Origin of the sequence: Lysinibacillus sp. K60 (assembly GCF_019731275.1) — a bacterium.
Classification (GTDB): Bacteria; Bacillota; Bacilli; order Bacillales_A; family Planococcaceae; genus Lysinibacillus; species Lysinibacillus capsici.
On the sequence record NZ_JAASJR010000003.1, the window covers coordinates 571,697 to 595,847 of the forward strand.

Annotated in this window: 22 protein-coding genes; 16 read left to right on the forward strand and 6 right to left on the reverse strand. The window is 40.3% G+C overall.

Going from position 1 to position 24,151, the window contains the following annotated elements:
- The first annotated feature begins 99 nt into the window (after window positions 1-99).
- Entirely contained in the window at window positions 100-1,185 is a 1,086-nt protein-coding gene (locus tag HCH28_RS10135; protein WP_221680834.1) for a hypothetical protein, read from the forward strand.
- Window positions 1,186-1,284: 99 nt separating this feature from the next.
- Here the strand turns inward: HCH28_RS10135 and HCH28_RS10140 are convergent, their stop codons facing one another.
- The 4 genes from HCH28_RS10140 to HCH28_RS10155 all read right to left on the reverse strand — a co-directional run bounded on the left by HCH28_RS10140 (window position 1,285) and on the right by HCH28_RS10155 (window position 4,905).
- Window positions 1,285-1,890 carry a response regulator transcription factor gene (locus HCH28_RS10140; RefSeq protein ID WP_221680835.1) on the reverse strand — a complete coding sequence of 202 codons (606 nt, stop codon included), beginning with the start codon at window positions 1,888-1,890 and terminating at the stop codon, window positions 1,285-1,287.
- Window positions 1,887-2,999 (reverse strand): sensor histidine kinase, encoded by a 1,113-nt coding sequence (locus HCH28_RS10145; protein WP_221680836.1) that lies wholly within the window; start codon window positions 2,997-2,999, stop codon window positions 1,887-1,889. The genes HCH28_RS10140 and HCH28_RS10145 overlap by 4 nt, the downstream gene beginning before the upstream one ends.
- Window positions 2,959-4,140, reverse strand: coding sequence for a DUF418 domain-containing protein (locus HCH28_RS10150; RefSeq protein ID WP_221680837.1), 1,182 nt, complete (start codon window positions 4,138-4,140; stop codon window positions 2,959-2,961). The genes HCH28_RS10145 and HCH28_RS10150 overlap by 41 nt, the downstream gene beginning before the upstream one ends.
- A 153-nt stretch (window positions 4,141-4,293) precedes the next feature.
- Entirely contained in the window at window positions 4,294-4,905 is a 612-nt protein-coding gene (locus HCH28_RS10155; protein ID WP_221680838.1) for a class I SAM-dependent methyltransferase, read from the reverse strand.
- 230 nt (window positions 4,906-5,135) lie between these two features.
- On the opposite strand from HCH28_RS10155, the gene HCH28_RS10160 reads away from it, so the two are divergent.
- Window positions 5,136-5,378, forward strand: coding sequence for a hypothetical protein (locus HCH28_RS10160; protein WP_004229360.1), 243 nt, complete (start codon window positions 5,136-5,138; stop codon window positions 5,376-5,378).
- Window positions 5,379-5,427: 49 nt separating this feature from the next.
- Here HCH28_RS10160 and HCH28_RS10165 read toward each other — a convergent pair whose 3' ends face one another.
- The gene (locus HCH28_RS10165) at window positions 5,428-6,477 is read right to left on the reverse strand and encodes an NAD(P)/FAD-dependent oxidoreductase (protein ID WP_221680839.1); all 1,050 of its coding nucleotides are present in this window, start codon (window positions 6,475-6,477) and stop codon (window positions 5,428-5,430) included.
- 147 nt (window positions 6,478-6,624) lie between these two features.
- Here HCH28_RS10165 and HCH28_RS10170 point away from each other — a divergent pair, with 147 nt between their 5' ends.
- From HCH28_RS10170 to HCH28_RS10215, 10 genes are all read left to right on the forward strand, one after another.
- A complete protein-coding gene (locus HCH28_RS10170) occupies window positions 6,625-7,413 on the forward strand; it encodes an ABC transporter ATP-binding protein (RefSeq protein ID WP_004229357.1) in 789 nt (262 codons plus the stop codon).
- A gap of 13 nt (window positions 7,414-7,426) precedes the next feature.
- Window positions 7,427-8,353: an iron-hydroxamate ABC transporter substrate-binding protein gene (locus HCH28_RS10175; RefSeq protein ID WP_004229355.1), complete on the forward strand. Its 927-nt coding sequence runs from the start codon at window positions 7,427-7,429 to the stop codon at window positions 8,351-8,353.
- Between the two features lie 23 nt (window positions 8,354-8,376).
- Window positions 8,377-9,378, forward strand: a complete 1,002-nt coding sequence (locus tag HCH28_RS10180) for a FecCD family ABC transporter permease (RefSeq protein WP_048390305.1) — start codon at window positions 8,377-8,379, stop codon at window positions 9,376-9,378.
- Window positions 9,371-10,378, forward strand: a complete 1,008-nt coding sequence (locus tag HCH28_RS10185; RefSeq protein ID WP_221680840.1) for a FecCD family ABC transporter permease — start codon at window positions 9,371-9,373, stop codon at window positions 10,376-10,378. The genes HCH28_RS10180 and HCH28_RS10185 overlap by 8 nt, the downstream gene beginning before the upstream one ends.
- A gap of 158 nt (window positions 10,379-10,536) precedes the next feature.
- Window positions 10,537-11,478: an NERD domain-containing protein gene (locus tag HCH28_RS10190; protein WP_221680841.1), complete on the forward strand. Its 942-nt coding sequence runs from the start codon at window positions 10,537-10,539 to the stop codon at window positions 11,476-11,478.
- Window positions 11,479-11,835: 357 nt separating this feature from the next.
- A complete protein-coding gene (locus HCH28_RS10195; RefSeq protein ID WP_054550884.1) occupies window positions 11,836-12,255 on the forward strand; it encodes a MarR family winged helix-turn-helix transcriptional regulator in 420 nt (139 codons plus the stop codon).
- 11 nt (window positions 12,256-12,266) lie between these two features.
- Window positions 12,267-13,466, forward strand: coding sequence for an MFS transporter (locus tag HCH28_RS10200; RefSeq protein WP_221680842.1), 1,200 nt, complete (start codon window positions 12,267-12,269; stop codon window positions 13,464-13,466).
- A gap of 162 nt (window positions 13,467-13,628) precedes the next feature.
- Complete coding sequence (gene efeO / locus HCH28_RS10205; protein ID WP_221680843.1) at window positions 13,629-14,498, forward strand: iron uptake system protein EfeO; 870 nt, start codon at window positions 13,629-13,631, stop codon at window positions 14,496-14,498.
- A gap of 9 nt (window positions 14,499-14,507) precedes the next feature.
- Window positions 14,508-15,767 carry an iron uptake transporter deferrochelatase/peroxidase subunit gene (gene efeB / locus HCH28_RS10210; protein ID WP_221680844.1) on the forward strand — a complete coding sequence of 420 codons (1,260 nt, stop codon included), beginning with the start codon at window positions 14,508-14,510 and terminating at the stop codon, window positions 15,765-15,767.
- A complete protein-coding gene (locus HCH28_RS10215; RefSeq protein ID WP_221680845.1) occupies window positions 15,742-17,457 on the forward strand; it encodes an FTR1 family iron permease in 1,716 nt (571 codons plus the stop codon). The genes efeB and HCH28_RS10215 overlap by 26 nt, the downstream gene beginning before the upstream one ends.
- Window positions 17,458-17,496: 39 nt before the next feature.
- Here the strand turns inward: HCH28_RS10215 and HCH28_RS10220 are convergent, their stop codons facing one another.
- Window positions 17,497-18,351, reverse strand: a complete 855-nt coding sequence (locus tag HCH28_RS10220) for a pentapeptide repeat-containing protein (protein ID WP_221680846.1) — start codon at window positions 18,349-18,351, stop codon at window positions 17,497-17,499.
- A 137-nt stretch (window positions 18,352-18,488) separates the two neighbouring features.
- Here HCH28_RS10220 and HCH28_RS10225 point away from each other — a divergent pair, with 137 nt between their 5' ends.
- The 4 genes from HCH28_RS10225 to HCH28_RS10240 all read left to right on the forward strand — a co-directional run bounded on the left by HCH28_RS10225 (window position 18,489) and on the right by HCH28_RS10240 (window position 24,134).
- Window positions 18,489-20,093 carry a PucR family transcriptional regulator gene (locus tag HCH28_RS10225; protein WP_221680847.1) on the forward strand — a complete coding sequence of 535 codons (1,605 nt, stop codon included), beginning with the start codon at window positions 18,489-18,491 and terminating at the stop codon, window positions 20,091-20,093.
- 129 nt (window positions 20,094-20,222) lie between these two features.
- On the forward strand, window positions 20,223-21,491 hold the full coding sequence (locus HCH28_RS10230; RefSeq protein WP_221680848.1) for a cytosine permease: 1,269 nt from the start codon (window positions 20,223-20,225) through the stop codon (window positions 21,489-21,491).
- Window positions 21,488-22,591 carry an S-methyl thiohydantoin desulfurase family protein gene (locus HCH28_RS10235; protein WP_221680849.1) on the forward strand — a complete coding sequence of 368 codons (1,104 nt, stop codon included), beginning with the start codon at window positions 21,488-21,490 and terminating at the stop codon, window positions 22,589-22,591. The genes HCH28_RS10230 and HCH28_RS10235 overlap by 4 nt, the downstream gene beginning before the upstream one ends.
- Window positions 22,584-24,134, forward strand: coding sequence for a hydantoinase/oxoprolinase N-terminal domain-containing protein (locus HCH28_RS10240; RefSeq protein WP_221680850.1), 1,551 nt, complete (start codon window positions 22,584-22,586; stop codon window positions 24,132-24,134). Before HCH28_RS10235 ends, HCH28_RS10240 begins: the two co-directional genes overlap by 8 nt.
- Window positions 24,135-24,151 lie beyond the last annotated feature (17 nt).

Genomic DNA, 24,151 nt, shown 5'->3' on the forward strand with positions numbered 1-24,151 from the left:
TTTTAATTCTTTTTTAATAGTTTATTTATTGGCAGTTTAGATATGGAGCTTATGATAAATTTTGTAAACTAAATAACACCATAAAGGAGTGTTCAACAAATGAAATTAAGAAAACGCATTGTCCCAGCAGCATTAGCTTTATCCGTATTATCAGCAGGTCTAGTAACCGTAGGCGAACAACTAAATGCAGATGCGGCAAGCAATAAAGCAGTAGTAGCAGCGGAAAACGAGCAAGTAGCTAAAATTACAAACATCAAGCCATTAAATACAATGACCCTACAAATAACATTTAATCAGCCATTAGCAGCAGCTGATGTAGACCTCAATCATTTAGATGCTATAAAAAAACATTTTACGTTTAATGGAGATTTAGAGATTGTCAATGTGCCACGCTTAATGACCGGCTCTAAGCGTACATATATTGTACCAACAACATTCCAAGAGGATGATTTTATCTATACATTGAGCTATAAAGAGCAACGCAATAAGGTTTTTGAGGGCACAGATGAAAAGGTATATGTACGCAATGTGGAGCAAGTCACAAATGATACATTCACATTGGAATCCTTTCAGGAGGATGGCGTAGTAGATTATGCTAATATTATTGAAACCTATCGCGCGAGTCGAGGAGATTTAGTATTTAGCTTAGATCGTCATAATCGAGATGCTAGCGGAAAACGCTTTGATGTTATTTCCTCATTACGTGATCGCTATGTGACAGTGAAAACAAGTGAGGGAGAAGAATTTGTAGCTAATTATGTTCCATTTACACAGGCAGCTGATGGCAGACAAGCTCCTCAATTTAGACTCCCTGCTGGCAAAGTTTTAAAACCAGGTGTGACTTACCGTGTGTACGCACAATGGGCGGAAATAGATGTAAAGAGCTTTGTAGCGAACGAAATCGCGCCACTCAGCCTGCAGTCAGTGAAGGCCATGGATGAAAAATCCTTTGAATTACAATTAAGAAACGATCCGCAATCTGATTTACTTGCTGGCCGAAGTGTAGCGTTAAAAGGCAGTGATGGGAGTACATTGCAAGCACAATATCGTTATTCATCACGTAAAGGTGCTATAGGTATTTTTGATCTAACGAATGGTGGTACGTTGAAAACAAATGTCAGCTATACCGTAACCCCATTAAACAACTGGGCTACAGCAACCAATTTAGTTCTACAAGGAAAATAAACGTTCTTTTGCTTAATAATGAATCTGTCATTTGAAACCTAGGAACGTGTCTTATGCTACCATTGTAAAAATCTCGTCACAGCTGTGGCGAGATTTTTTTTATAGCCAGCCTTTTTCGCCTGCTACCTGAGCGGCTTGCTGTCTAGATTCAACTTGTAGCTTTTGAATAGATGTGGATAAATAATTGCGAATCGTGCCCTTCGTTAAAAATAATTGCTTACTGATTTCGTTTGTGGTCAAGCCTTTTTTGACTAGCTGAAGCACCGCAATTTCTCGTTCATTTAAAGGGTTTGACTCCTTCATAAATAAGGAGGCGGCTAAATCCTTGCTGACCACCTTTTCTCCCTGCATGATTTTTCGTATAGTAGCGATTAAATAATCAATGGGTTCATCTTTCAATAGATAGCCGTGTACCTCGCAATCCATTGCCTTCTGCAAATAGCCAGGGCGTGCAAAGGTTGTCACAATCATTACCTTGCAAGGGAGGTTGGCCTGTTTAATTTTTTCAGCAAGCTCAAGCCCTGATAGATGGGGCATTTCAATATCGACTAGGCAAATATCTGGTGGCTCCTGCTGGATCAATTCCCATGCTTGTTGTCCATCCGCCACCTCAGCTATGACTTCAATATCAGGCTCAAACGCTAGTAGCGAAGTTAGGGCACCACGTAACATTTGTTGGTCTTCTGCTAGTAATACACGTATCATGTTAGAGGCTCCTTTCCATCTTGAATTGGTAGAGTAAGTGTGACGCTGGTGCCTACTGGTGTGTCACTTTCAATCAGGGCATAGCCTTGCAGCATATGCATTCTTTCTTTTATGGAGTGGATGCCATTCCCACGTCCTTGTGACTGTAAACCGATGCCATCGTCTTTCATCACAAGTGTATAGTGTCCAGCACAACATTGAATGGTGAAATGGCATTTTTTTGCCTGACTATGCTTGAGAATATTCGTAGTCGTCTCTCGTACACATAGAGCAAGCATCGTTTCCTCCACACTAGAAAGTACGATTTGAGGACATTGATTGTCAAGGGTTGTCGTAATATTCGCGCTTTGTAAAAGCTGTTGGCAATGGATAAGCTCCGTGTGCAGTGAAATAAAATTCATATCAGACACAAGCTCACGTACTTGTTTTAAGGCGGTACGGGTAGTGGCTAATATGTCATGTAGCTCAGGCTTCACGCTTGAAGGATCTCGGTCAATCAGTTTGGTCGTTAGTTCGGTTTTTACTTTAATCATTGTGAGCGTATGGCCAATTGTATCATGAAGGTCTCTAGCGATCCGTTGTCGTTCCTCTTGCTGAACAAGCTGAGTATTTACATCTGCCAGTTCAGCTTGCAGATTTTTGGACTTTTCCACAAAATAAATGAGAATCGGGAGCACTAGTTGAAACATCATAACCGGTACTAGTACCTGTGATTCCTTCGGTAAAAGAGAGTCGGTTGTCATGTACAAAACCGTCAAAAACATGACAGCGATGGCTACAATTCCACAGGCAATATGCCATTTTGATTTTGCCCGTCCTAGTAAATCGGCAAAGGTAAAGCCAAAAATAAGCATAAAAGGATCGACAATTATGCTAAGTAAGGTGATCAGGACAAAGGCTACTAGAGATGCAGCAAGTAGCCTCCAATCTCGATGCCATAAAGCAATGTAGAAGGCTATTAGGTATAAAAGGAGCACTGTTATTTTCATAGCTAAGGGAAGGGAATGAGACCCTAGTACTAGTGCGAATAGGAAAATGACAGAAGCTGCATCAATGATTAAATAATGCTTAATTTGTTCTCTTGGATATATTTTTATTACTAGCACCATCCTTTGTTGCTGATTGCTGTGTCATCGCTTGAAGGGCTTTTTTACGAATCCATTCCATAGGGCCCATTTGAAATTGCTGTAACCAAGCAAATGCTATAACAAGTTGTAAGATTGATAGAGATAGCCAAATACCAATGACAGAGAAGCTATTGACTTGCCCACCTAAGCCAAGCCCCCAGCCATAAAAAATAATCGACGCAAGCACGTTTTGAAGGACATAGCAGCTTAAAGACATTTTACCGACATGAGCAAAGCGCTGCCAAAGCCAGTCTAGCCTCTTATATTCTACCAGTTTACCTAAAATTCCAATATAGCCAATGGATAGAATAGGAGCACAAAGATAGCGAACAGGTAAATCAAAAAGCCCCCCAGGAATAAAAATAAGCAGATTGATAGGAAAGCCAATGAATACACCAATTTTAAAGAGCTTTTGTCGAGTTTGACGTCCTTTGTCTGTTGGTGAAAATACCTCATTACGCATGAACCTCATGCCAAGTAAAAATAAAAAGACATTCATCGGGATAATAAATATAGCTTCCGAGCGATAAAATAAAAAGTTTGTGAGACGATGCTGAACCTGCGCAAACCATGTGCCATGTTCATAGAGCTCAGTAACGGACGCCATGCCATTTAAGGAAACACCCGCTCCTTGTAAGGTACTGATAAAAATAAGCAGAATCAATAGGATGTGAAAGCCACCAAAAAAATAAAAGGCTCCTGTCATGACCTTGTCACCCAAACGTACAATAAAAGCGACGATGAATGCTGTGACAGCATAGCTCATTAAAATATCATATTCCATGACAAGCGTGTAGTGCAGTAGCCCCTCTAACCCTAAGAAGACGATAGTCCACAGGTACACTCCTGGCCAAGCTGTACCTCTACGTAAGGCTTGCTGATATTTTAATTGTAGACCTACACCAAACATAATTGTTAACAATCCAAGCAGCTTGCCATTAACGAAAAATAATACGACCATACGTAAAAAATCATTGAAGGACCACCAACCAGAATAATCACTTGTTGTGATATAGGATAAATCACCAAGATAAGCAAATATCCAAATATTTGTGCCAAGCGTTCCTAAGACGGCAAAGCCTCTTAACATATCGATAAAGGGAAGTCTTTGTTGTGTTTGCATAAGTTCGATCACTCTTTCTTTGTTTTCTTACCTTAAGAATAAGAAATTCTCAAGAGAAAACCTATTCACACCAGTCAAAGAATCTTGATGACAGGTGTCATAAAGTATGCTGTGACAGCACAAAAAACCAGCAACACTTTTGCTGCCGGCTCATTATTTTGTACAAGTATAGATGCGATAGTCTAAAATGTCTTCGTATTTTTCATTCATGGCAATATGCTGATCCATGATTTCATAGAATTCCGATTCTAGATCTGTGGAAACTTGAAATTCAGGCTTGGATGAGATGGATTTGTTTTTTTGTATATGGATATCATAAAAACCAGCCTGTTGCAGTAGTCTTACCCAATCCTTTTTCCTGAGGAGAGACTGAAAGCCGTAAAATTGTTGGAGGTCGTCTGCAAGTTCGGTACGAAGTGTTTTAGGAATAGTAAATTCGATAGCAATAAAGCGGCCACCTTTTTTCAATAAACGATAAATTTCCTGCAAAGCCTGCTGCAAATTAACAAAAGCCAGAACCGACTCAGCTAGAATCAAGTCAAATGTCTCGTTCGCTAACGATGTTTGTTCAATAGAGCCTTGCAGAAGTTTAACAGGTAGACGCGCTTTATCCATACGCTGACGAGCCTTTTCTATCATGATGGGCTGAATATCGAGACCTGTGACGTTTGCTTGATAGGAAGATGCTAAATAAGCAGCCGTTTGCCCTGTACCACATCCCACATCTAAAATATGTGCGTTTTGCTCGATATTCTCTGCTTGCAAGACAGCCTTTGATAGATTAATGCCCCCAGGATGTGCGCCTCCGACCCCGAACTTAGCTAAAAAGGTAAGATAATGAGAGCCTTGAATAGTACCACCTTCTTTTTTCTTATAGTATGACAGAGAAATTAGTATGGTTCCCTTATTATTTTTAACCTCTTCTCCAAAAGTCTAATTCGCTATAAAAATTTTCACATATACTAGTTAGAAGCTTTCAGATAGGGGGTGTATAAATGCCATATTTTCAGCCGAATGCTAGAAGAGGTCCATATCCGCCAAACAATAGGCAATATTTTGGCCCACCTTTTCGAGGTAGGATGGTGCAACCATACTATTCTCCCAATCAGCAACAGCAAGGTCCTAGATTAGGAAATTTACCAGATCATTTAAATACAATTATGGGGCATGCTGGGACGATTACAAATGGAGTAAATATGTTGAGACAGATGGGAGCGTTATTAAGTTTATTTAGATAAAATCAGAAACCCTCTTAAGATCAGGATCTTAAGAGGGTTATATTTAGGTTTAGTGGGCTGGTGCAAATTGCTTTTCGATAATAGAGCGATTTTTCTCTTTAAATAGCTCATTATGTGAGGACACCATGCCATGACGATAGGCAGTTGGTTCTAAATACGTTTTTATAGAATTGACTGCATTGGCTGCATCTTGGAAAGTGCCAAGTAACAAATTAATTTTTCCATCAAATGATAAAATATCACCTGCTGCAAAAATACCTGGCTGTGCTGTTTCACCTGTTGCTTTTCCTTCAACATAATAATCATCCTTTTTTGGAATGGCAATGGCCTCATCAAATGCAAGAGACGCCTCACGATTATAGCCATGACTGACGATTACCTCATCAATTTGACGCGTATAACTTTGCTTCGTTATCATATTCTCACATGTGACTAATTGAATAGCCGTTTTATCAGTATTTGCGGAAAGCTTTGTAATCGTTGTATTACACTCAATGCGCACACCTGCATCCAGTGCTTCCTGTACAGTGGCTTCGTGAGCTGATAGATTCTCTTTGCGGTAAACAACCGTTACGCTTTTGGCAATCGGACTTAATTCAACAGCCCAATCAATGGCTGCATTACCACCGCCTGAGATGATGATATCCTTATCGACAAAACGTTTATATGATTGCACAGTGTAATGTAGATTGGCCATTTCATATTTTTCAGCGCCCTCAAGTGTTAGCTTTTGAGGGCTAATAATGCCGCCACCTACAGCTAACAGTACCGTTTTAGAATAATGCTTTTCACCAGCTGCTGTATGTATCACAAAAATATCATTGTGACGTTCAATTAAATCCACTTTTGTACCTGTCAAAATAGTAGGATCAAATGTTTTAGCTTGCTCGATTAATTGTTTAACAAATTGTTCGCCCAAGACGGGAGGATGCCCCCCAATATCCCATATCAGCTTTTCAGGATAAAGTAATACTTTACCGCCAAGCTGTGGTTGACTTTCTAATAATTTTGTTTTTAAACCCCGTAAACCACTATAAAAAGCACTATATAAGCCAGCTGGACCGCCGCCAATAATTGTCACATCATACACATGCTGCATTTTTATTGCCACATCCTTAACAAATAGTAAAAAAGTAATTGACAAAATCTTATCAGATAACTAGACTAATTCTAGTGATAATGATTATCATTTTTAACTTTGAATATCATAGCATGGAAAGAAGTAAAAAGAAAGTGAGGGTCCGATTTGCGTTTAGAAGTTGAATCGATTCGTGTTGGTTATGAGAATAAAACGATTGTGCATGACTTATCGCTGCAAATTCCTGATGGCAAAATCACGACAATCATTGGTTCAAATGGTTGTGGAAAATCAACCTTGTTAAAGGCTATCACACGGATTTTAAAGCATGAGAGTGGACAGGTCGTATTAGATGGTCAAAATATCTCCAAGATGAAAACAAAAGAGTTAGCAAAAGAGCTGGCAATCTTACCACAGAGTCCAGAAAGTGCACATGGTTTAACAGTGGAAGAGCTTGTATCCTACGGTCGATTTCCTTATCAAAAGGGCTTCGGGAATTTATCACAAAAAGATAAAGATGTTATTGGCTGGGCTTTACAGGTAACCAAAACAGAAGAATTCCGTTTACAATCTGTAGATGCTTTGTCTGGTGGACAACGTCAGCGCGTATGGATTGCGATGGCATTGGCCCAAGAAACCGACATTATCTTTTTAGATGAACCAACAACTTATTTAGATATGGCTCATCAGCTAGAAGTTTTAGAGCTACTTTACAAGCTGAATGAAGAACAGGGGCGCACAATTGTCATGGTCCTCCATGATTTAAATCAAGCGGCACGTTTTTCAGATTATATTGTAGCGCTTTCACAAGGTGAGCTTGTAAAATTCGGAACGGCTGAAGAAGTGATGGTTCCAGAAGTATTGAAAAAAGTATTTAATATAGATGCAGTTATTGGCAAAGATCCACGAACAAACAAACCAATGTGCATTACATATGACTTATTACAAACCATTTAAAAGGAGAATAACAATGAAAAAGTGGCTTTTACCAATGTTTATGATGCTTGTCCTAGTACTTGCAGCATGTGGCAGTAAGGAAGAAAAAACAGAGAAGGCGGATGAGGGCTCAAAAGAGGAAGCTTCATCAGAAACAATCACATATCAATCAGAGTCAGGTCCTGTAGAAGTACCAGCAAATCCGAAACGTGTTGTTGTACTATCTTCTTTTGTAGGAAGCTTATTACAGCTTGATGTAAATGTTGTTGGTGTGGATGCATGGGCAGCAAAAAATCCCAACTTTGAAGATGCAATTAAAGATGCTGTCGTAGTTGAAAATACAGATATTGAAAAAATTCTTGAGCTAGAACCAGATTTAATTATTGGCTTAAATGGTATTGAAAATGCTGATAAATTAGCAGAGATCGCGCCAACTGTATTATTTACGTATGGTAAAGTAGACTATTTACAGCAGTTCATCGAAATCGGTAAAGTTGTGAATAAAGAAAAAGAAGCAACTGCTTGGGTAGAAGATTTTAAAACACGTGCAGCAGAAGCTGGTAAAAAGATTAAAGAAAAAATCGGTGAAGATGCGACTGTAACAGTAGCAGAGAACTTTAATAAACAGTTCTATATTTATGGCGATAACTGGGGTCGTGGAACAGAGATTTTATATCAAGAAATGGGCTTGAAAATGCCTGAGAAAGTAAAAGAAACAGCGTTAGAGCCTGGCTACTATGCCATTTCTCAAGAAGTTTTAGGGGAATATGCAGGTGACTACGTGATTTTTAGTATGTTCCAAGATCAAGATAATTCCTTTACAGATGCAGCATGGTTTAAAGATTTAGAAGCAGTGAAAAATGGTCATTTATTTGAAGTGAATGCAAATGCCTTTTATTTCAATGACCCTATCACATTAGAACATCAACTGAAGTTCTTTGAAGAGAAATTTTTACAATAATTAGTAGAGAGTAGCGAAGGCGAATGACAAAGTTTCGAAAGCTTCCATTTTGGCTTCAGGTATTGCTTGCATTGCTTGTATTAATTGGTACTGCCAGTATCTCGCTGTGCTTAGGGGCAGCGAATACAAGCATTCAAGATGTCTTTCAAGCAATTGTCGGACAAAGTGGAGGTAAACATTACACGATTTTACGTGAAATTCGATTTCCTCGTATCATTGCAGCTATTTTTGTTGGGAGTGCCCTCGCTGTCGCTGGGGCGATTATGCAAGGGGTTACACGAAATCCATTAGCTGATCCAGGGCTGCTTGGTTTAACGGCAGGGGCAAATGCTGCCCTTGCTTTAACAATGGCATTCATCCCTAAATTCTCGTATTATACGTTAATTTTAGCCTGCTTTGTTGGAGCGGGAATCGGAATGATGTTAGTTTATGGGATTGGTGCCTCTACTAAAAAAGGCTTTTCCCCTTTAAAGCTTGTTTTAGCTGGTGCAGCTGTCACAGCATTATTACAGGCAATCGCTGAAGGGACAGGCATTTTATTTCAAATTTCCAAGGATGTATCCATGTGGACAAGTGGCGGTTTCATTGGCACAACATGGCAGGCATTATTGATCGTACCCGTTATTATTATTGGCTTACTGCTTTCATTTGCTTTTAGTCGTCAATTAACGATTTTAAGCTTAAATGAGGAAGTAGCAGTAGGTGTCGGACAAAATACTACGCTCGTAAAGGGTGTAATGATGTTCGTTGTAGTTATTCTGGCAGGCTCTGCTGTGGCCCTCGTCGGAAATCTAGCTTTCGTTGGCTTAATGGTACCGCATATTGTCCGCGCGTTTGTTGGGACAGACTATCGTTTTGTCTTACCGATGAGCGCCATTGTTGGTGGCTGGTTTATGGTGTTGGCTGATTTTGCAGGGCGCATGATTAACGCACCTTATGAAACGCCAGTTGTCGCTATTATTTCGATTTTAGGTCTTCCATTCTTCCTATTATTAGTGCGGAAGGGAGGACGTCAATTTGTTTAAAGAAGGTCGCAAAAAACAACGTAAATGGTTACTCATATGGCTTGTGGTAACCTTGTTCATTTTTATTCTAGGGATTTCATTAGGTGCTGCTTCGGTTTCTATTGACCGAATTCTTCCAACCTTACTGGGCGATGGTAGTTTTAAAGAGTCCTTTGTGCTCTTTTCAGTCCGTTTACCTAGAATGTTTGTGCTAGCGTCTGCGGGTATGGCATTAGCACTGGCAGGGGCCGTATTGCAGGGCGTAACCCGTAATGATTTAGCAGACCCAGGAATTATAGGTATCAGTGCTGGTGCAGGTGTTGGGATTACTGTCTTTTATTTGCTAGTAGATGGCGACCTTCCTCACTTTGCCTATATTTTACCGATTGTCGGCTTTTGTAGTGCCTTTGTGACAGCACTGGGTATTTACTTTTTCTCTTATCAGCGTAATAAGGGTGTCCATCCTGTGCAGTTTATTTTAGTAGGGGTAGGCGTAGCATCAGCCTTATCCGGGGTCATGATGGTATTAATCTCCTCTGCTGAACGGAGCGATGTACAATTTATTGCACAATGGCTAGCCGGAAATGTGTGGGGCACAGATTGGCCATTTTTCTGGGCGCTAATGCCTTGGCTTGTACTGGGCATCCCTTACATTTTCTATAAAGCCAACGTGTTAAACGTCTTAGCCATGACGGAGCAAACAGCAGTCGGTCTTGGTATGAACATTGGGCGAGAACGTTTCCGATTATTAATTGTTGCGGTTGCACTAGCGGCTGCCGCTGTATCCGTAACAGGGGGCGTAGCCTTCATCGGTTTGATGGCTCCCCATATTGCAAAACAGCTCGTTGGTCCACGCTACCAATTCTTTTTACCACTGACGCTATTCATTGGCGCAAGCTTGCTAATGCTCGCTGATACCATTGGACGTGTTGCTATTGCAAGTGCAACGGTTCCTGCTGGGATTGTTGTTGCATTTATTGGCGCACCTTATTTTCTGTATTTATTGCGGAAGAGTGTCTAGAAAAGTACTAATCAAAATTGAGTGATGCTCGAAAGAAAAGACTTTTGTTTTAGCGAAAATAGGGAAATTTTTATTTTAGGCATTCTATATAGCAAGTTTTTAGGAACCTCATTCATTGAGGTTCTTTTTTTTATATAATCATGGCAGGAGGTGATTAGATGATTTTATTAGAACGTCAAACATCAGAGACGCAAAAGATGCTAGAGGCACTTGTACAAAGACTTCCTATTTCCCATAGTAAATACACATTATATTGTGAGCATTTAAGGCGCCTACAAGCAGGACTCGCTGGTGAACAGCTCGTTGATGCAAAATGGCTTGAACTAGACTTACCAATCCCTCACTATTTTCTTCATGACTTTCAAACAATGAATGACTTCGGTTCTACCCATCAAATGGACACCATCTTTCTCTGTCCTCATTTTGTACTCATTCTAGAAATCAAAAATATTACAGGCAAACTTTCATACGATGCTTCGTTCGCTCAATTAACACGTACGACCGCAGATGATACGGTCGAAGGCATGACAGATCCATTTCTTCAGCTAGACCGGCATGTAGTATGGATGAAGAAGCTATTACAGAAGGAACGCATCGATTTACCAGTTTTGCATGCGGTGGTATTGGCAACGAGAAATGGTATTTTGACAAAGGGATTTGAGGGGCTGCCTATCTTTCATGTGGCAGGGTTACGATTTTATTTACAAAAATGGATGGAGCATTATCAACCTAGAGAAAGAGTTGATCTTTTACAATTAGTCAACCTTCTATTATCCCTGCACACAAAGTTGAAAAAAGAGGTAGAGGTGCCGCTCAAGGAAATAGTGAAAGGTGTGCTATGTCCACAATGTGATAATGGGCAGCGATTATCATATCACTATAACAAATGGACGTGCCCACGCTGTGGATTGGTGGATGATGATGCATTGCTTCGAACATTAGAGGACTACAGGTTACTAATCGGGCAGCAGCTGACCAATCGAAGCTTCCGCGAATTCTTTGGCATTGACTCTCCCGATTTAGCATACAAGTTGTTGCAACAACTCCCATTGAAAGCGGAGGGTGTCAAAAAGCATCGGAAATATTGGATTAAGGAATAACGAACTAAGAGCTACAATTCAAGCGGTCTGAATTGTAGCTTTTAGTGTTGTAGTGGGTTAGGGTGCTTGAAGTAGGTGGATAAAATGCTGAAAGTGACGGATAGAACAAAGAAAGTAGCGGATAGAACAGAGAAAGTGGAGGATACGCTTCGTGTAGGTGGATAGAATGCTGAAAGTGACGGATAGAATAAGGAAAGTAGCGGATAGAGCAATAAAAGTGAAGGATACCACTCAGCAATTATCCCACTCTAGCAGTACACACCCCCAAGAGCGGTGTTTCGCTTATTTCCTACTAGACAAATAGAGTTTTTAGGTATATAGTTAGCTAGGCTAACTAATATAAAAGGAAGTGATAGTGTGACAATTGAACAGGAATTTTTTAATCAGTACCGCTTAATGTATCGGCCGTTTATTAACCAGCTGAATGTGCAGCTTGAACCCTATCAGTTATATAGCTCGCAGTGGGCAGTGCTTCGTTTCTTGAATGATAAGGGTCCACATTCATTTGTTGATATCGCGAATTTCATGTCTATAGAGAAGCCAAGTGTCACGAAGCTTGTACATAAACTTGTGGAGCTAGGCTATGTGGAAACGATGACGGGCAAGGATAAGCGTGAAAAGCTGGTACACCTATCAAAGCATGGGGAAGAGCTTGTGCTGGAAATAAAGTCGCATCTAAATCCGTTTTTTGAGCAGGCTTTGGCAGGCGTGCCAAAGCAAGATATTGACATTGCGACACAGGTTTTAGCAAGAATTTGTATGAATATTAATCAATAGGAGAGAGTAACGTGGAAGCAGCCAGAAAGAAACTATGGACAAAAGATTTTTTAATTGTCTCACTTATTAATTTTACCATTACGTTAATCTTTTATTTATTAATGGTTACGATTGCAGCATATGCGGTGGAGCATTTTAATGCCGCTACAAGTACAGCGGGGCTTGTATCGAGTATTTTTATTATCGGGACACTATTAGGTCGTCTTGGGACAGGGCGTATTATTGGAGACTGGGGTAGCAAAAAAACATTATTTTGTGGACTATTATTATTTATGTTATCAACAATGTCTTATTTTATAGCAGGCAATTTACCGCTGCTGATGATCAATCGTTTAGTACAGGGGATTGCACTAGGGATTGCAAGTACAGCAACAGGTACCATTATTGCACAAATTTTACCAGCTGAGCGTCGTGGCGAAGGGATTGGTTATTATAGCTTAAGCGCCATTTTAGCCACAGCCATTGGCCCATTTGTTGGCATATTATTAACACAGCTATTTGCAGATTATCGTATGATTTTTGCAGTTGATTCTGTGTTAGCGATTATTTGTTTCTTTATGTATTACATTGTGACCGTGCCAGATGCACCGAAAAAAGCGAAGGATACAGCTGTAAAGGCAGGCTTTAAAGTGACGAACTTTATTGAAATGCGCGCAGTACCGATTGCCTTTGTGGCACTTGTGATTGGCTTTGCTTATTCAGGTGTGATGTCGTTTATGACGTTTTATGCAAAGGAGCTTGATTTAGTATCAGCAGGTAGCTACTTCTTTATTATCTATGCCATTGTCATTTTGGCTACACGTCCATTTACAGGGAAATTGCTTGATACAAGAGGGGCGAATATAATTATCTATCCATGCTTAGTGTTGTTTGCAATAGGTATGTATGCCTTTAGCTCAGCAACCACTACGATTGCCTTTTTAATCGCTGCCGCTTGTATCGGGATTGGCTATGGAAACTTCAACTCGGTGGCACAGGCAATTGCCATCAAAGTAACACCAAATGAGCGTTTAGGCCTTGCGACATCTACGTATTTTATTTTTTATGATTTAGGCTTAGGTGTCGGGCCTTATTTCTTAGGCTTATTTGTACCATCTATGGGCTACAGCTCGATTTTCTTTTCGATGGTCTTTGTTATTATAGTGTCGATTGTGCTTTATTACCTTTTACATGGAAAATATGAAAATTTGAAACAAGCAAAAATTTTGTAGATTAGAATCATTATATTGTAGAAAAAACGTCTTTTTTCTAGTTGTTCGTAAAGAATAACTGAAAAATGACGTTTTTTTCTATTTACAAAAATATATCTTGCAATGGATGATGATAATCATTATCATCACAATATAAAACAAATTCGGAAGTAGGTACGAAGTATGAAAAACAAATCATTTTTGTCGGTATTAGTAGCAGGAGGCATTTTAATGGCTGGCTGTGGCAATACAGAAGAAGTAAAAAAAGAAGATAAGCCTGCAACAGAACAGGCGGAGCAAGCTTCAAAAGAGATGGATTTATCTTCTGAACTATCAGCCTATCAACAATTTGCGTTAGAGCAAATGGATCAATTTTTACTTGACACAGAGAAATTTGTGAACCTATTCAAAGCAGGCGATATTGAAGGGGCAAAGGCAGCGTATGCGCCAGCACGTATGTTTTTTGAACGTTCTGAGCCAATTGCGGAAAGTTTCGGTGATCTTGACCCTCGTATCGACGGACGTTTAGCAGATATTCAGGAAGAAGGTAAAGGTGAGGAAGAATGGTCAGGCTACCATAAGCTTGAGTATGCACTTTGGGAAGAAAATACAACAAAAGGTTATGAGGCTGTAGCAGATCAGCTTCTTGCAGATGCGAAGGAATTGCATGCGCTTGTGCAAACAGTGGAAGTGACACCTGACTTAATGATTACAGGTGCAGTAGATTTATTAAATGAAGTATCAACATCTAAAATTACAGGTGAGGAAGAAATTTACTCTCATACAGACCTTTATGATTTTAAAGCAAATATTGAAGGCGCAGAAAAAATCTTTGAGATTTTACGCTCAAAATTAGAAGCAAAAGATGCCACATTAGTGGCAACACTTGATGAAAAATTCAAAGCAGTGGACGATTTATTAGCACAGCATGCAACGGCTGATGGTGGCTATATATCTTACGAAGAATTAACGGAGGAAAATACAAAAGCACTTGCAGCAGCGGTGAATCAGCTTGGAGAACCATTAAGTCAAATGGGTATCATTTTGGAGTGAACATAAACAATGACAACGTCAAACGAGGAAAAATTTATAAATAAAAAAATTTCTAGACGTGATATGTTAAAGCTAACAGGTATCGGTGTGGCAGGTGTTGCCATCGGTGCCTCTGGCTTGGGTGGTGTCATGAAAGCAATGGGCTATGATGTCTTTGAGCCAGTAGCAGATAGCACGACGGCTAGCAATAAGGTCAATTTCTATGGCAAGCATCAGTCAGGTATTGTGACACCTGTACAGACGAATATTTATTTTGCTTCTTTAGATGTATTAGTGACATCAAAGAAGGAACTACAAGCGTTGTTCCAGCAATGGACACCCCTTGTTGTGCGTTTAATGAACGGTGAAGTCATGGTCGATGTATCGACAAATACAAGAGTGCCAACTGGGGATACTGGAGAGGCAGAGGGCTTAGATGCATCTAATCTATCCATTACCATTGGTGTCGGACCTTCATTATTCGATAAACTGGGCATCCAGCATTTAAAACCAGCGGAGCTAAAGGATTTACCACATTTCCCTAAAGATCAGCTTCAAAAAGAATACACAGGTGGTGATTTGTGTATTCAGGCTTGTGCAGATGATCCGCAGGTGGCCTTCCATGCAGTTCGTAATTTAGTACGAGCTGCTTCAGGTAAAGTAGAAATAAAATGGTCACAGGCGGGCTTTAACTCGTTTCCAGCTAGTGGAGGGACACCACGAAACCTCTTCGCCTTCAAGGATGGTACGGTAAACCCAGCTATTACCGATGAAAAAGACTTAAAGGAGGTCGTGTGGGTGGATAAAGGCTGGCTAAAGGGCGGCTCTTATTTAATTGCGCGTAAGGTTCAAATGCATCTTGAAACGTGGGATCGTACATCATTGAAAGATCAAGAGGCAACATTTGGCCGTTACCGCGATAGTGGGGCACCTTTTGGCAAAACAAAGGAATTCGATGATTTTGATGTAGAGGCAAAGGATGATAGGGGCAATTATATTATGCCTGATACATCACATGTCCATTTGGCGCGGAAATCAGGTGCGCGTATTTTGCGACGCTCTTATTCCTATGCATCAGGCGTGATGTCAAATACAGGGACACATGATGCAGGGCTAATCTTTATCTCTTTTCAAAAGGACCCAGCCCAATTTACAACCATCCAAAATAGCTTAGGGCGTATGGATAAAATGAATGAGTACATTACCCATCGAGGCAGTGCCGTGTTTGCTTGCTTCCCTGGTGTACAAAAGGGGAGTTATTTAGGTGAAGCACTTTTTAACGCGCTGTAGTATCGTGATTGTCCTTATGCTGACTTTAGCTTTACCTGTACAAGCTGCGCAATCCTATAGTCATCTCTATATTGCGATTAGTGATGCACTGATGAATACAAAGCAGGATAAAGAGGCGGAGGCCAAGCAGGCACTTGAACAATTTGCTGTTGATTGGGCTAAAGTATCTTCAGAGCAGAAAGAGGCAAAAGCAAAGGTGGATGAAATCCTTGCACAGGCTACTGAGGCAACGTCCAAGGATGAGCGTTTAGAGGCGCTATCAGCACTATCGAATGCATTGCGTGCATTAGAAAAGCTTGAAAATCCAGTGGATGAAGCGGCACAGCGAGCAGAATTTGGGCAAAAATTTAAGCCGATCATGGCAGACTTTGAAAAAGCATTAGCAAGTGGTGATATTCAGGCCATTGATGAAGCCTACAAAGATTTTAATAGTAAATGGAATAAAAATGAGCGACCTGTGCGTGAACAAAGTATCGCAATGTACGGGCAAATCGAAACACAAATGGCATTTCTTCGTATCTCTATTTCTGCTGAGGAGCCTGATGTAGCGCTTATGCAATCTCAATTCGATGATTTAAAGCAAACGATTGAGGATTTTGTAGCTGGCAAAGAAACAGCCGACGTGGTAGAGGGAGAGTATTCTTTAGCTACATTAATTGCCTATATAGATGAGGCCAATGATTTTCTGGATGCAGGTGATTACCAGGCAGCTTCAAATAAAATACGTGAGTTTATTACCATTTGGCCAAGTGTAGAAATTGAAATCTCCACACGTAATAGTAGTCTTTATACGAAAATTGAAAGTGATATGCCGATGATCGCGAGTGATCTATTAAAATCCAACGTCGATCAGCAAGCAATTACCAAGCAATTAAATACATTCCGCACTGAGATTGAGCTGATTCAAGGGGATTCCGATTACACAATTTGGGACGCTGCGTTAATTTTATTACGGGAAGGGCTAGAGGCATTACTGATTATTTTAGCCTTAGTGTCATTCCTCAATAAATCAGGGCAGAACAAGATGCGCAAATGGATTTATGCCGGCGCGTTTGTCGGCGTTCTATTGTCTGCTATTGCAGCCATTCTTATGTCGACGATTTTAAATTCGGCAACAATTGATACGAATCGCGAGTTAATGGAAGGGTATGTAGGGCTAGTTGCTGCAGCGATGATGATCGGTGTTGGTATCTGGCTACATAGCAAATCAAGCGTGGTCAGCTGGAATCGCTATATTTCCAAACAAATGGGTAATGCCATTTCGAGTGGCTCTATTTTTGCGATGGCTATGATTAGCTTTTTATCGGTCTTCCGTGAAGGTGCAGAAACGCTTGTCTTTTATGCGGGGATTGCACCAAAAATGGAAACGTCACAGTTTATTCTTGGGATTGTGGTTGCACTACTCATTCTTGCTGTACTTGCAGTCGTGTTATTTAAAGCAAGTGGTAAAATTCCAATTCACAAATTTTTTGCAGTAGCAACCATTTTAATTTACGTGCTAGCCTTTAAAATTATTGGGGTCAGTCTGCATACTTTGCAGCTGACAGATAATCTGTCCACAATGATTGTTGATGGCTTACCTGTTATTAGCTTGATTGGCTTCTATCCAACAGTGGAAACAATCATAGGGCAGTCTATTTTACTCGTGTTAGTGGCGGCTACTGTGCTCTATAAAAAGAAACAAGCCTAAAGAAAAAGGTAGATGAGCGTAAAACGCCATCTACCTTTTTTATTGCCAATGAGCAGGTCGTTTTATATAAGAAGGTAATTTAGTCGAACGATCCCCTTGTCCGGCGTTGATTTGCATTTGGGTTAGAAACAGACTTGTGGAGAGATCAGCACCGCGTAAATTGGCATCTCGTAAATCAGCTCCGATGAAATCTACTCCTTGTAAATTCGCATCTTGAAGATTTGCTGCGATTAAATAACTCCCCCTTAGATCAGTCGCTCGTAAATCCTTGCCTTTTAAATTTTTGCCCATCCAATCAGCCCCACGTTGATTCAAGTTTCTAGAAGCCTTTCCCTTCACACTGTGCTGGCGAATTTGTTCACTAGTTTGGAGCAATAGTGCATTGATCGGCATACGAATAGCTACCATATCCAAGGCTAATAATGTATCTGCATCCTGAGCTATGGTCTGCTGTAAGTGCTTCAATTGAGCAAGAAGCTGTTCATAAAGCATATTATCCACCTGATAGGACAAAGCCTCCGCCACATACGCAATCATTTCGTAAAGCTGTTCCATAATGGGAAAAACATGAAACATCTTGTCCGCATGCTCACGAGATTGTCGCCAATCCTGTCCATGAAATGTCACCTGTGAAACCTGTTGACCTGCGCCTAGGCAATCAAAAACGGTACAGCCCTTAAAACCAGTCTCTCGTAGCTGACTATGTATGTGACAGCTATAGTTATCCTGCAAATTAGGACATGGCGTGCCTGCTGGTTTATTGATGGCAAAATCACTAGAAGCCAAAATATTTAAAGCGGTACAGCACAAGCCAAAACAGCTTTGACAATCTGCCTGTAGACTATGTCGGATTTTTGTACCAACGGTTGTCTCTTTTTTTGTCTGATTAGACATCCTCATTTTCCTCTCTCATCTTATCCATTTAATTACTATTTTAACACTAACAAGCTACCAGTTAAAATAGAGAGAAACTGTATTTTGAAAGATAGTAGGGGATATGGTATTCTTCTTCAAAAGAGTTGTAAAGAAAAGTGGTGGTGGAACATGGGGTAACGGTCAATGAATTATTACAATTGCCATCTTTTCGAGGGGCAGAGGTGTTAACAGGGCGAGATAATCTGCATCGTACCGTATCATCTCTATCTGTATTAGAGGTATCGAATGTTGATTTTTATTCGAAAATTATTAACCGTGTACAGGAGGAATGGTATGCAGAGGAGCTTGTCATTAGCTCTTTTTACTCCATTCGAGATAGTGTGGAGCAGCAATGTGAAACGATTCAGCATTTACATGATTTAGGAGAGCTGGGGCTTATTTTATATTATGTCGGCATTGTATTGCCTGATATTCCACAGGAAGTGCTTGCGTTAGCGGAGGCGCAAGGCTTTATTATCATTTGTATGCCGCGAAATGATTATTCACTGCGCTATAACGAGGTTATTTATGAGGTTATGGAAGCGATTGTTAGTAATCAAGGCGTTAATGATCATTTTGTCAAAGAGACATTAGAAAAAGTATCGTTACTACCTGAGCATTTAAGAAGTGTTGAAATTACACTAAAAATGCTTTCAGATCGTTTGAAGGCTAATATTGTGCTCACTAATAGTCATTTTGAGATTGTGAACCAAGTGATGTGGCCACGAAATTCATCATTAGATGTAGCGAATGTCATTGAACAATGCTCCCAATCCAATTTTCAGAGAGAAGCAGGCAAGCTTGAGCTACTAAGAAGTGATGTCGCCTGTGTCGTAGACTATAAAAGAGTACACCAAAAAAATGGTGAGCCGCTATTTTTATTTCTGATTAAAGAAAATACAAAATTACCTGCTAAGACAATTGAAAAAGTAAGTGAGGTTGTGCAAGTAGCTATAAATTTATGGGGAGACAAGCATGATGAGGTTAGTGAATATGCCTTAGTTAAAGCTATTATCAATGATGAGGGGGAGAAAATGAGAAGATTAGCCAATCTCCTTCATATTGATGTTTCCGCGATTCAAATGATGTGGCTTGTCTACATCCATGAGTTAGCAGAAGAAAAAAGAATTCGCGATGAATTAGAAGAGCAACTGTCCAAATATTATCAAACAAGAGTCATCCAATGCATTGACCATTGTATGATTGTATTGGTAGGCAATTGCTTTTATAAGCATCATGAGTTTGAAATTGCCATTGAATATAGTGAAACGACTCAGTATGACGCCCAAATCGCAGAAATTGTTTATGCACCTAAAATGAGAAATACAAAGTCTGTTCGTCAAATGTATCAATTGGTCAATCAGGTGGGGGACAAAGCCCATACGATTTATCCGATGCGGAAATTGTTTACTGCAGCGGAAGTGCGCTCCATGAAAAGGGCAATTGATGTCAGTAAGCAGGGCGAAGAAATGATTGAAGAATATTTGTCTGTAATTGAACCCATTTTACGCGACCATGATTCCTTGCAGACATTGATAACCTTTTTATTAGATGCAAATGCTAGTGTGGAGCGCTGTGCAGAACTCCTCTATATCCATAAAAACACGGTGAAATACCGCATCAAAAAAATTAGTGAGCTGATTGGCACAGATGTTACCGTGTATTCGGAATTTTATGATGCCTATATGGCTTGCATGCTATATCGATTGATTAATGATTAGAATAATCTGAAATTTTGTCATTTTGAACAAAATTTCAGATTATTTTTTTCATTTGCGCAAAAGACTCGACTCTTACCTATCTTCTATAATTAAAAACATTAATCCATCACCAAATAAGGAGGGAGTCACATGCAAAATGAAAATAAAGGTCAATCTTGGTATAGCTTAGGCATTATTTGGGCTGGCGCCATGATTTGTATTCCCAGTTTATTAGTCGGTAACGCACTGATTACCAATATGAGTTTATCAAAGGCACTGGCTGTTGCTTTTGTAGGCTATGCTATTGTCGTGATCATCATGATCTTGCAAGGCATGCAAAGCAGTGATTTAGGAAAGCCCACTGTCCATATAGCAGGACAGGTGTTTGGTAAAAAGGGCTCTCGTACAATATTATCCATTATCTTAGCTATTGCTTGCTTAGGGTGGTTTGGCATTCAGGCCAATGTGTGTGGCGTAGCCTTAGCAAATTTATTAGCAATCTATCATTTGAATATACCCATTCCAATCGCTTCCTTCATTAGTGGTATGGTCATGGTCGTATCCGCACTTTATGGGATGAAAGTGTTGCGTATTTTAAGCTATATCGCCGTACCATTGCTCGTCATCATTTGCCTGTACGGTTTAGGCCAAATATTAACTGGTGAGCAACTGCAACTCATTCGCGATTATCAGCCACAGGGCAATATGAACTTTATGGATGGTTTAGCTGTAACGATTGGGTCCTTTGCATTAGGGGCTGTTATAGCGGGTGATTATTCGCAATTTTCCAAAAAACGTTCAGACGTTTTCAAAGCCGCTACATTAGGGATTATTCCCGCAGGAGTGCTAATGATTGCTGTGGGAGCTGTCTTAACGATTGCCTATCAAACAAGTGATATTACAGCAGTCTTTCTGCATATCGCAACACCCTTTATTGGTGGAGTGGGTCTGATTTTAGCAACATGGAAAACCAACTTGGTCAATGCAATTTCAGGTGGAATTGCGTTAATTAATGTATTTGATGTTGCGAAAAACAAAGAACGATTAGCCATAGGTGTGGCGGGTACAATTGGCACAATCTTAGCCGTTGTGGGGATTTTAAATTATTTTACACCCATCATGTCAATTTTATCGGCGATGATTCCGCCTGTTGCAGGGGTGATGATTGCTTCCTACTGGGTCATTCATAAGGGCAAAGCAGATAGCTGGCATGAAGTGGAAGGGGTCAATCGATTAGGTGTATTTTCTTGGCTAGTAGGAGCTGTCATTGCCTGTATGCCAGTGGTATTCTCCTTATTCCCTGCATTGCCAGCACTACCAAACCAACCGATGATTGGCATCATTATTTCATTCGTGATTTATTATGTTGGGTATCGTGTATCTGTACAAAAAACGGTCATATTGGAGGAACATAGATGAGATATTTAGATCAAGCAGCTATTGAACATATTGCCATTGGGGCAGCATTTCTAGGAACAGGTGGGGGAGGAGATCCCTATATTGGAAAATTAATGGCGCTTTCTGCCATCGAAAAAAATGGCCCTGTAAAGTTGTATTCAGTGGATGAAATTGCGGATGATGATTTTTTCATTCCTGCCGCAATGATGGGGGCGCCATCGGTTTTAGTAGAAAAATTTCCACGTGGCGGTGAGTTTGTTAAGGTTTTCCAAAAGCTCGCGCAATATTTGGGTAAAGAAAAAATTGCAGGCACCTATCCAATGGAAGCAGGTGGGGTCAATTCGATGATTCCTATTGTAGTAGCTGCACAACTTGGCTTACCATTGATTGATTGTGATGGCATGGGGCGTGCATTTCCAGAATTACAAATGGTGACATTCCACTTAGATGGGATTTCAGCAACGCCAATGGCCATCACCGATGAAAAAGGGAATATTGGTATTTTTGAAACGATTGATAATAAATGGACCGAGCGTATCGCCCGAACAGCAACAGTAGAAATGGGCGCTAGTTCCTTAGTGAGCCTCTACCCAACAACGGGTGCACAAATTAAACAAAGCGGTGTTCATCATATAGTGACGCTTTCTGAAAAAATCGGTGAAGTTATTGCCTCGAAAGATCAAGAGGTGAACGATAAGCTACAAAGCCTTTTAAAGCTTGTGGAAGGATATGAGCTTTTCCAAGGAAAAATAGTGGATGTTATTCGTGAAACGAAAGGTGGCTTTAACCTAGGTAAAATGAATCTTGAAGGTATTGAATCTTATAAAAATGATCAAATGAAGGTTCATTTCCAAAATGAAAACTTATTAGCTGAGAAAAACGAGCAGGTTATAGCCATGACACCAGACTTAATTTGTTTGGTGGATTATGAAACCTTATTGCCTGTTACAACAGAGAGCTTAAAATATGGTAAACGTGTGCGTGTGATTGGCTTACCAGCACATGAAAAATGGCGTACAGCAAAGGGTATTGAAACAGCTGGACCCAAATACTTTGGCTATGAATATGAGTATACGCCAATTGAGGAATTGGTGAAAAAGGAGGTAGCAGAGCATGTATAAGATTGGAATCGATGTAGGTGGAACAAACACAGATGCCATCCTTTTAGACCATAATAGCCAGCTTATTTACAGTGTGAAATCACCTACAAGCTTAGATATTAAAACGGGAATTGAAAAGTCACTGCAACAATTACTAGAGGGTGCAAATATCGATAAAGCAAAAATTACCCATGCGATGTTAGGGACAACACAATGCACCAATGCCATTGTGGAACGTAAAAAGCTTGCAAAGGTGGGTGTCATTCGACTAGGTTATCCAGCGACGGCTTCCGTGCTCCCTTATACAGCTTGGCCAGCCGATATGATTGATAAATTATCTGGTCATTATGCCATTGCCCGTGGTGGTTATGAATATGACGGCCAATTATTAAGTGCGCTTGATCAACAGGAAATTACAAAACTACTAGAGGAATGGCGTAGTCAAGTGGAATCCATTGCAATTGTTGGTGTCTTTTCCTCTATTAAAAATGATCAAGAATTGCAGGTTCGTGAATGGATTCAAGAAGTCTATGGTGAGGAATTCCCGATTTCCTGCTCCTCATTAATAGGTTCAGTCGGGTTAATTGAACGTGAAAATGCTACGATTCTGAATGCTGCATTATGTAAGGTGATTGAGACAACAACACAGGGCTTTATACAGGCGTTACAAGCAGAAGGCATTTTTGATGTAGAGGTTTATCTATGCCAGAATGACGGTACATTAATGTCTATCGATTACGCCAAGCAATTCCCAATTTTAACAATTGCCTGTGGACCAACCAATAGTATCCGTGGAGCATCGTATTTATCCCAAATTCAAAACACTATGGTATTGGACGTTGGAGGTACCACTTCAGATATCGGTGTATTACAGGATGGTTTCCCGCGAGAATCCTCGGTCGCAGTTGAAGTGGGGGACATTCGGACAAACTTTAGGATGCCAGATATTATTTCAGTCGGACTGGGCGGGGGTAGTATTGTTCGTGTGAATGGTGACAAAATTACAGTTGGGCCGGATAGTGTAGGCTATAAAATCAGTGAGGAGGCCCTTGTTTTCGGTGGCTCGACCTTAACGACAACAGATATCGCTGTCCGTTTAGGCTTAGCAGAGGTAGGCGATTGCACGTTAGTTGCACATATTGATGAAGCCTTTGCCAAAGCTGTTCAAGAAGAAATTTCTTCGTTACTGGAGCAGGCGATTGATAAGATGAAAACTTCCTCAGAGGATGTGTCACTAGTCTTAGTAGGAGGTGGTGGAATTATTGTACCAGACAAAATTCGAGGCGTTTCCACAATTGTAAAATCTGAGTACGGTGGTGTAGCGAATGCCATCGGTGCCTCGATTGCACAAATTAGTGGTCAATATGAGCAGATTTATATATATTCCAAAGAATCGCGTGAGGAATCCTTAAAAGATGCACAAAACAAGGCTGTGAAACAAGCCGTATTAGCAGGTGCTCTTGAGGATACCATTGAGCTAGTGGAAGTAGAAGAAACACCTCTCGCGTATCATCCAGAAAATGCAACCAGATTAAAGGTAAAAGTAGTAGGGAAAATGGTGTAACAGTCAAAGGGAGAGTC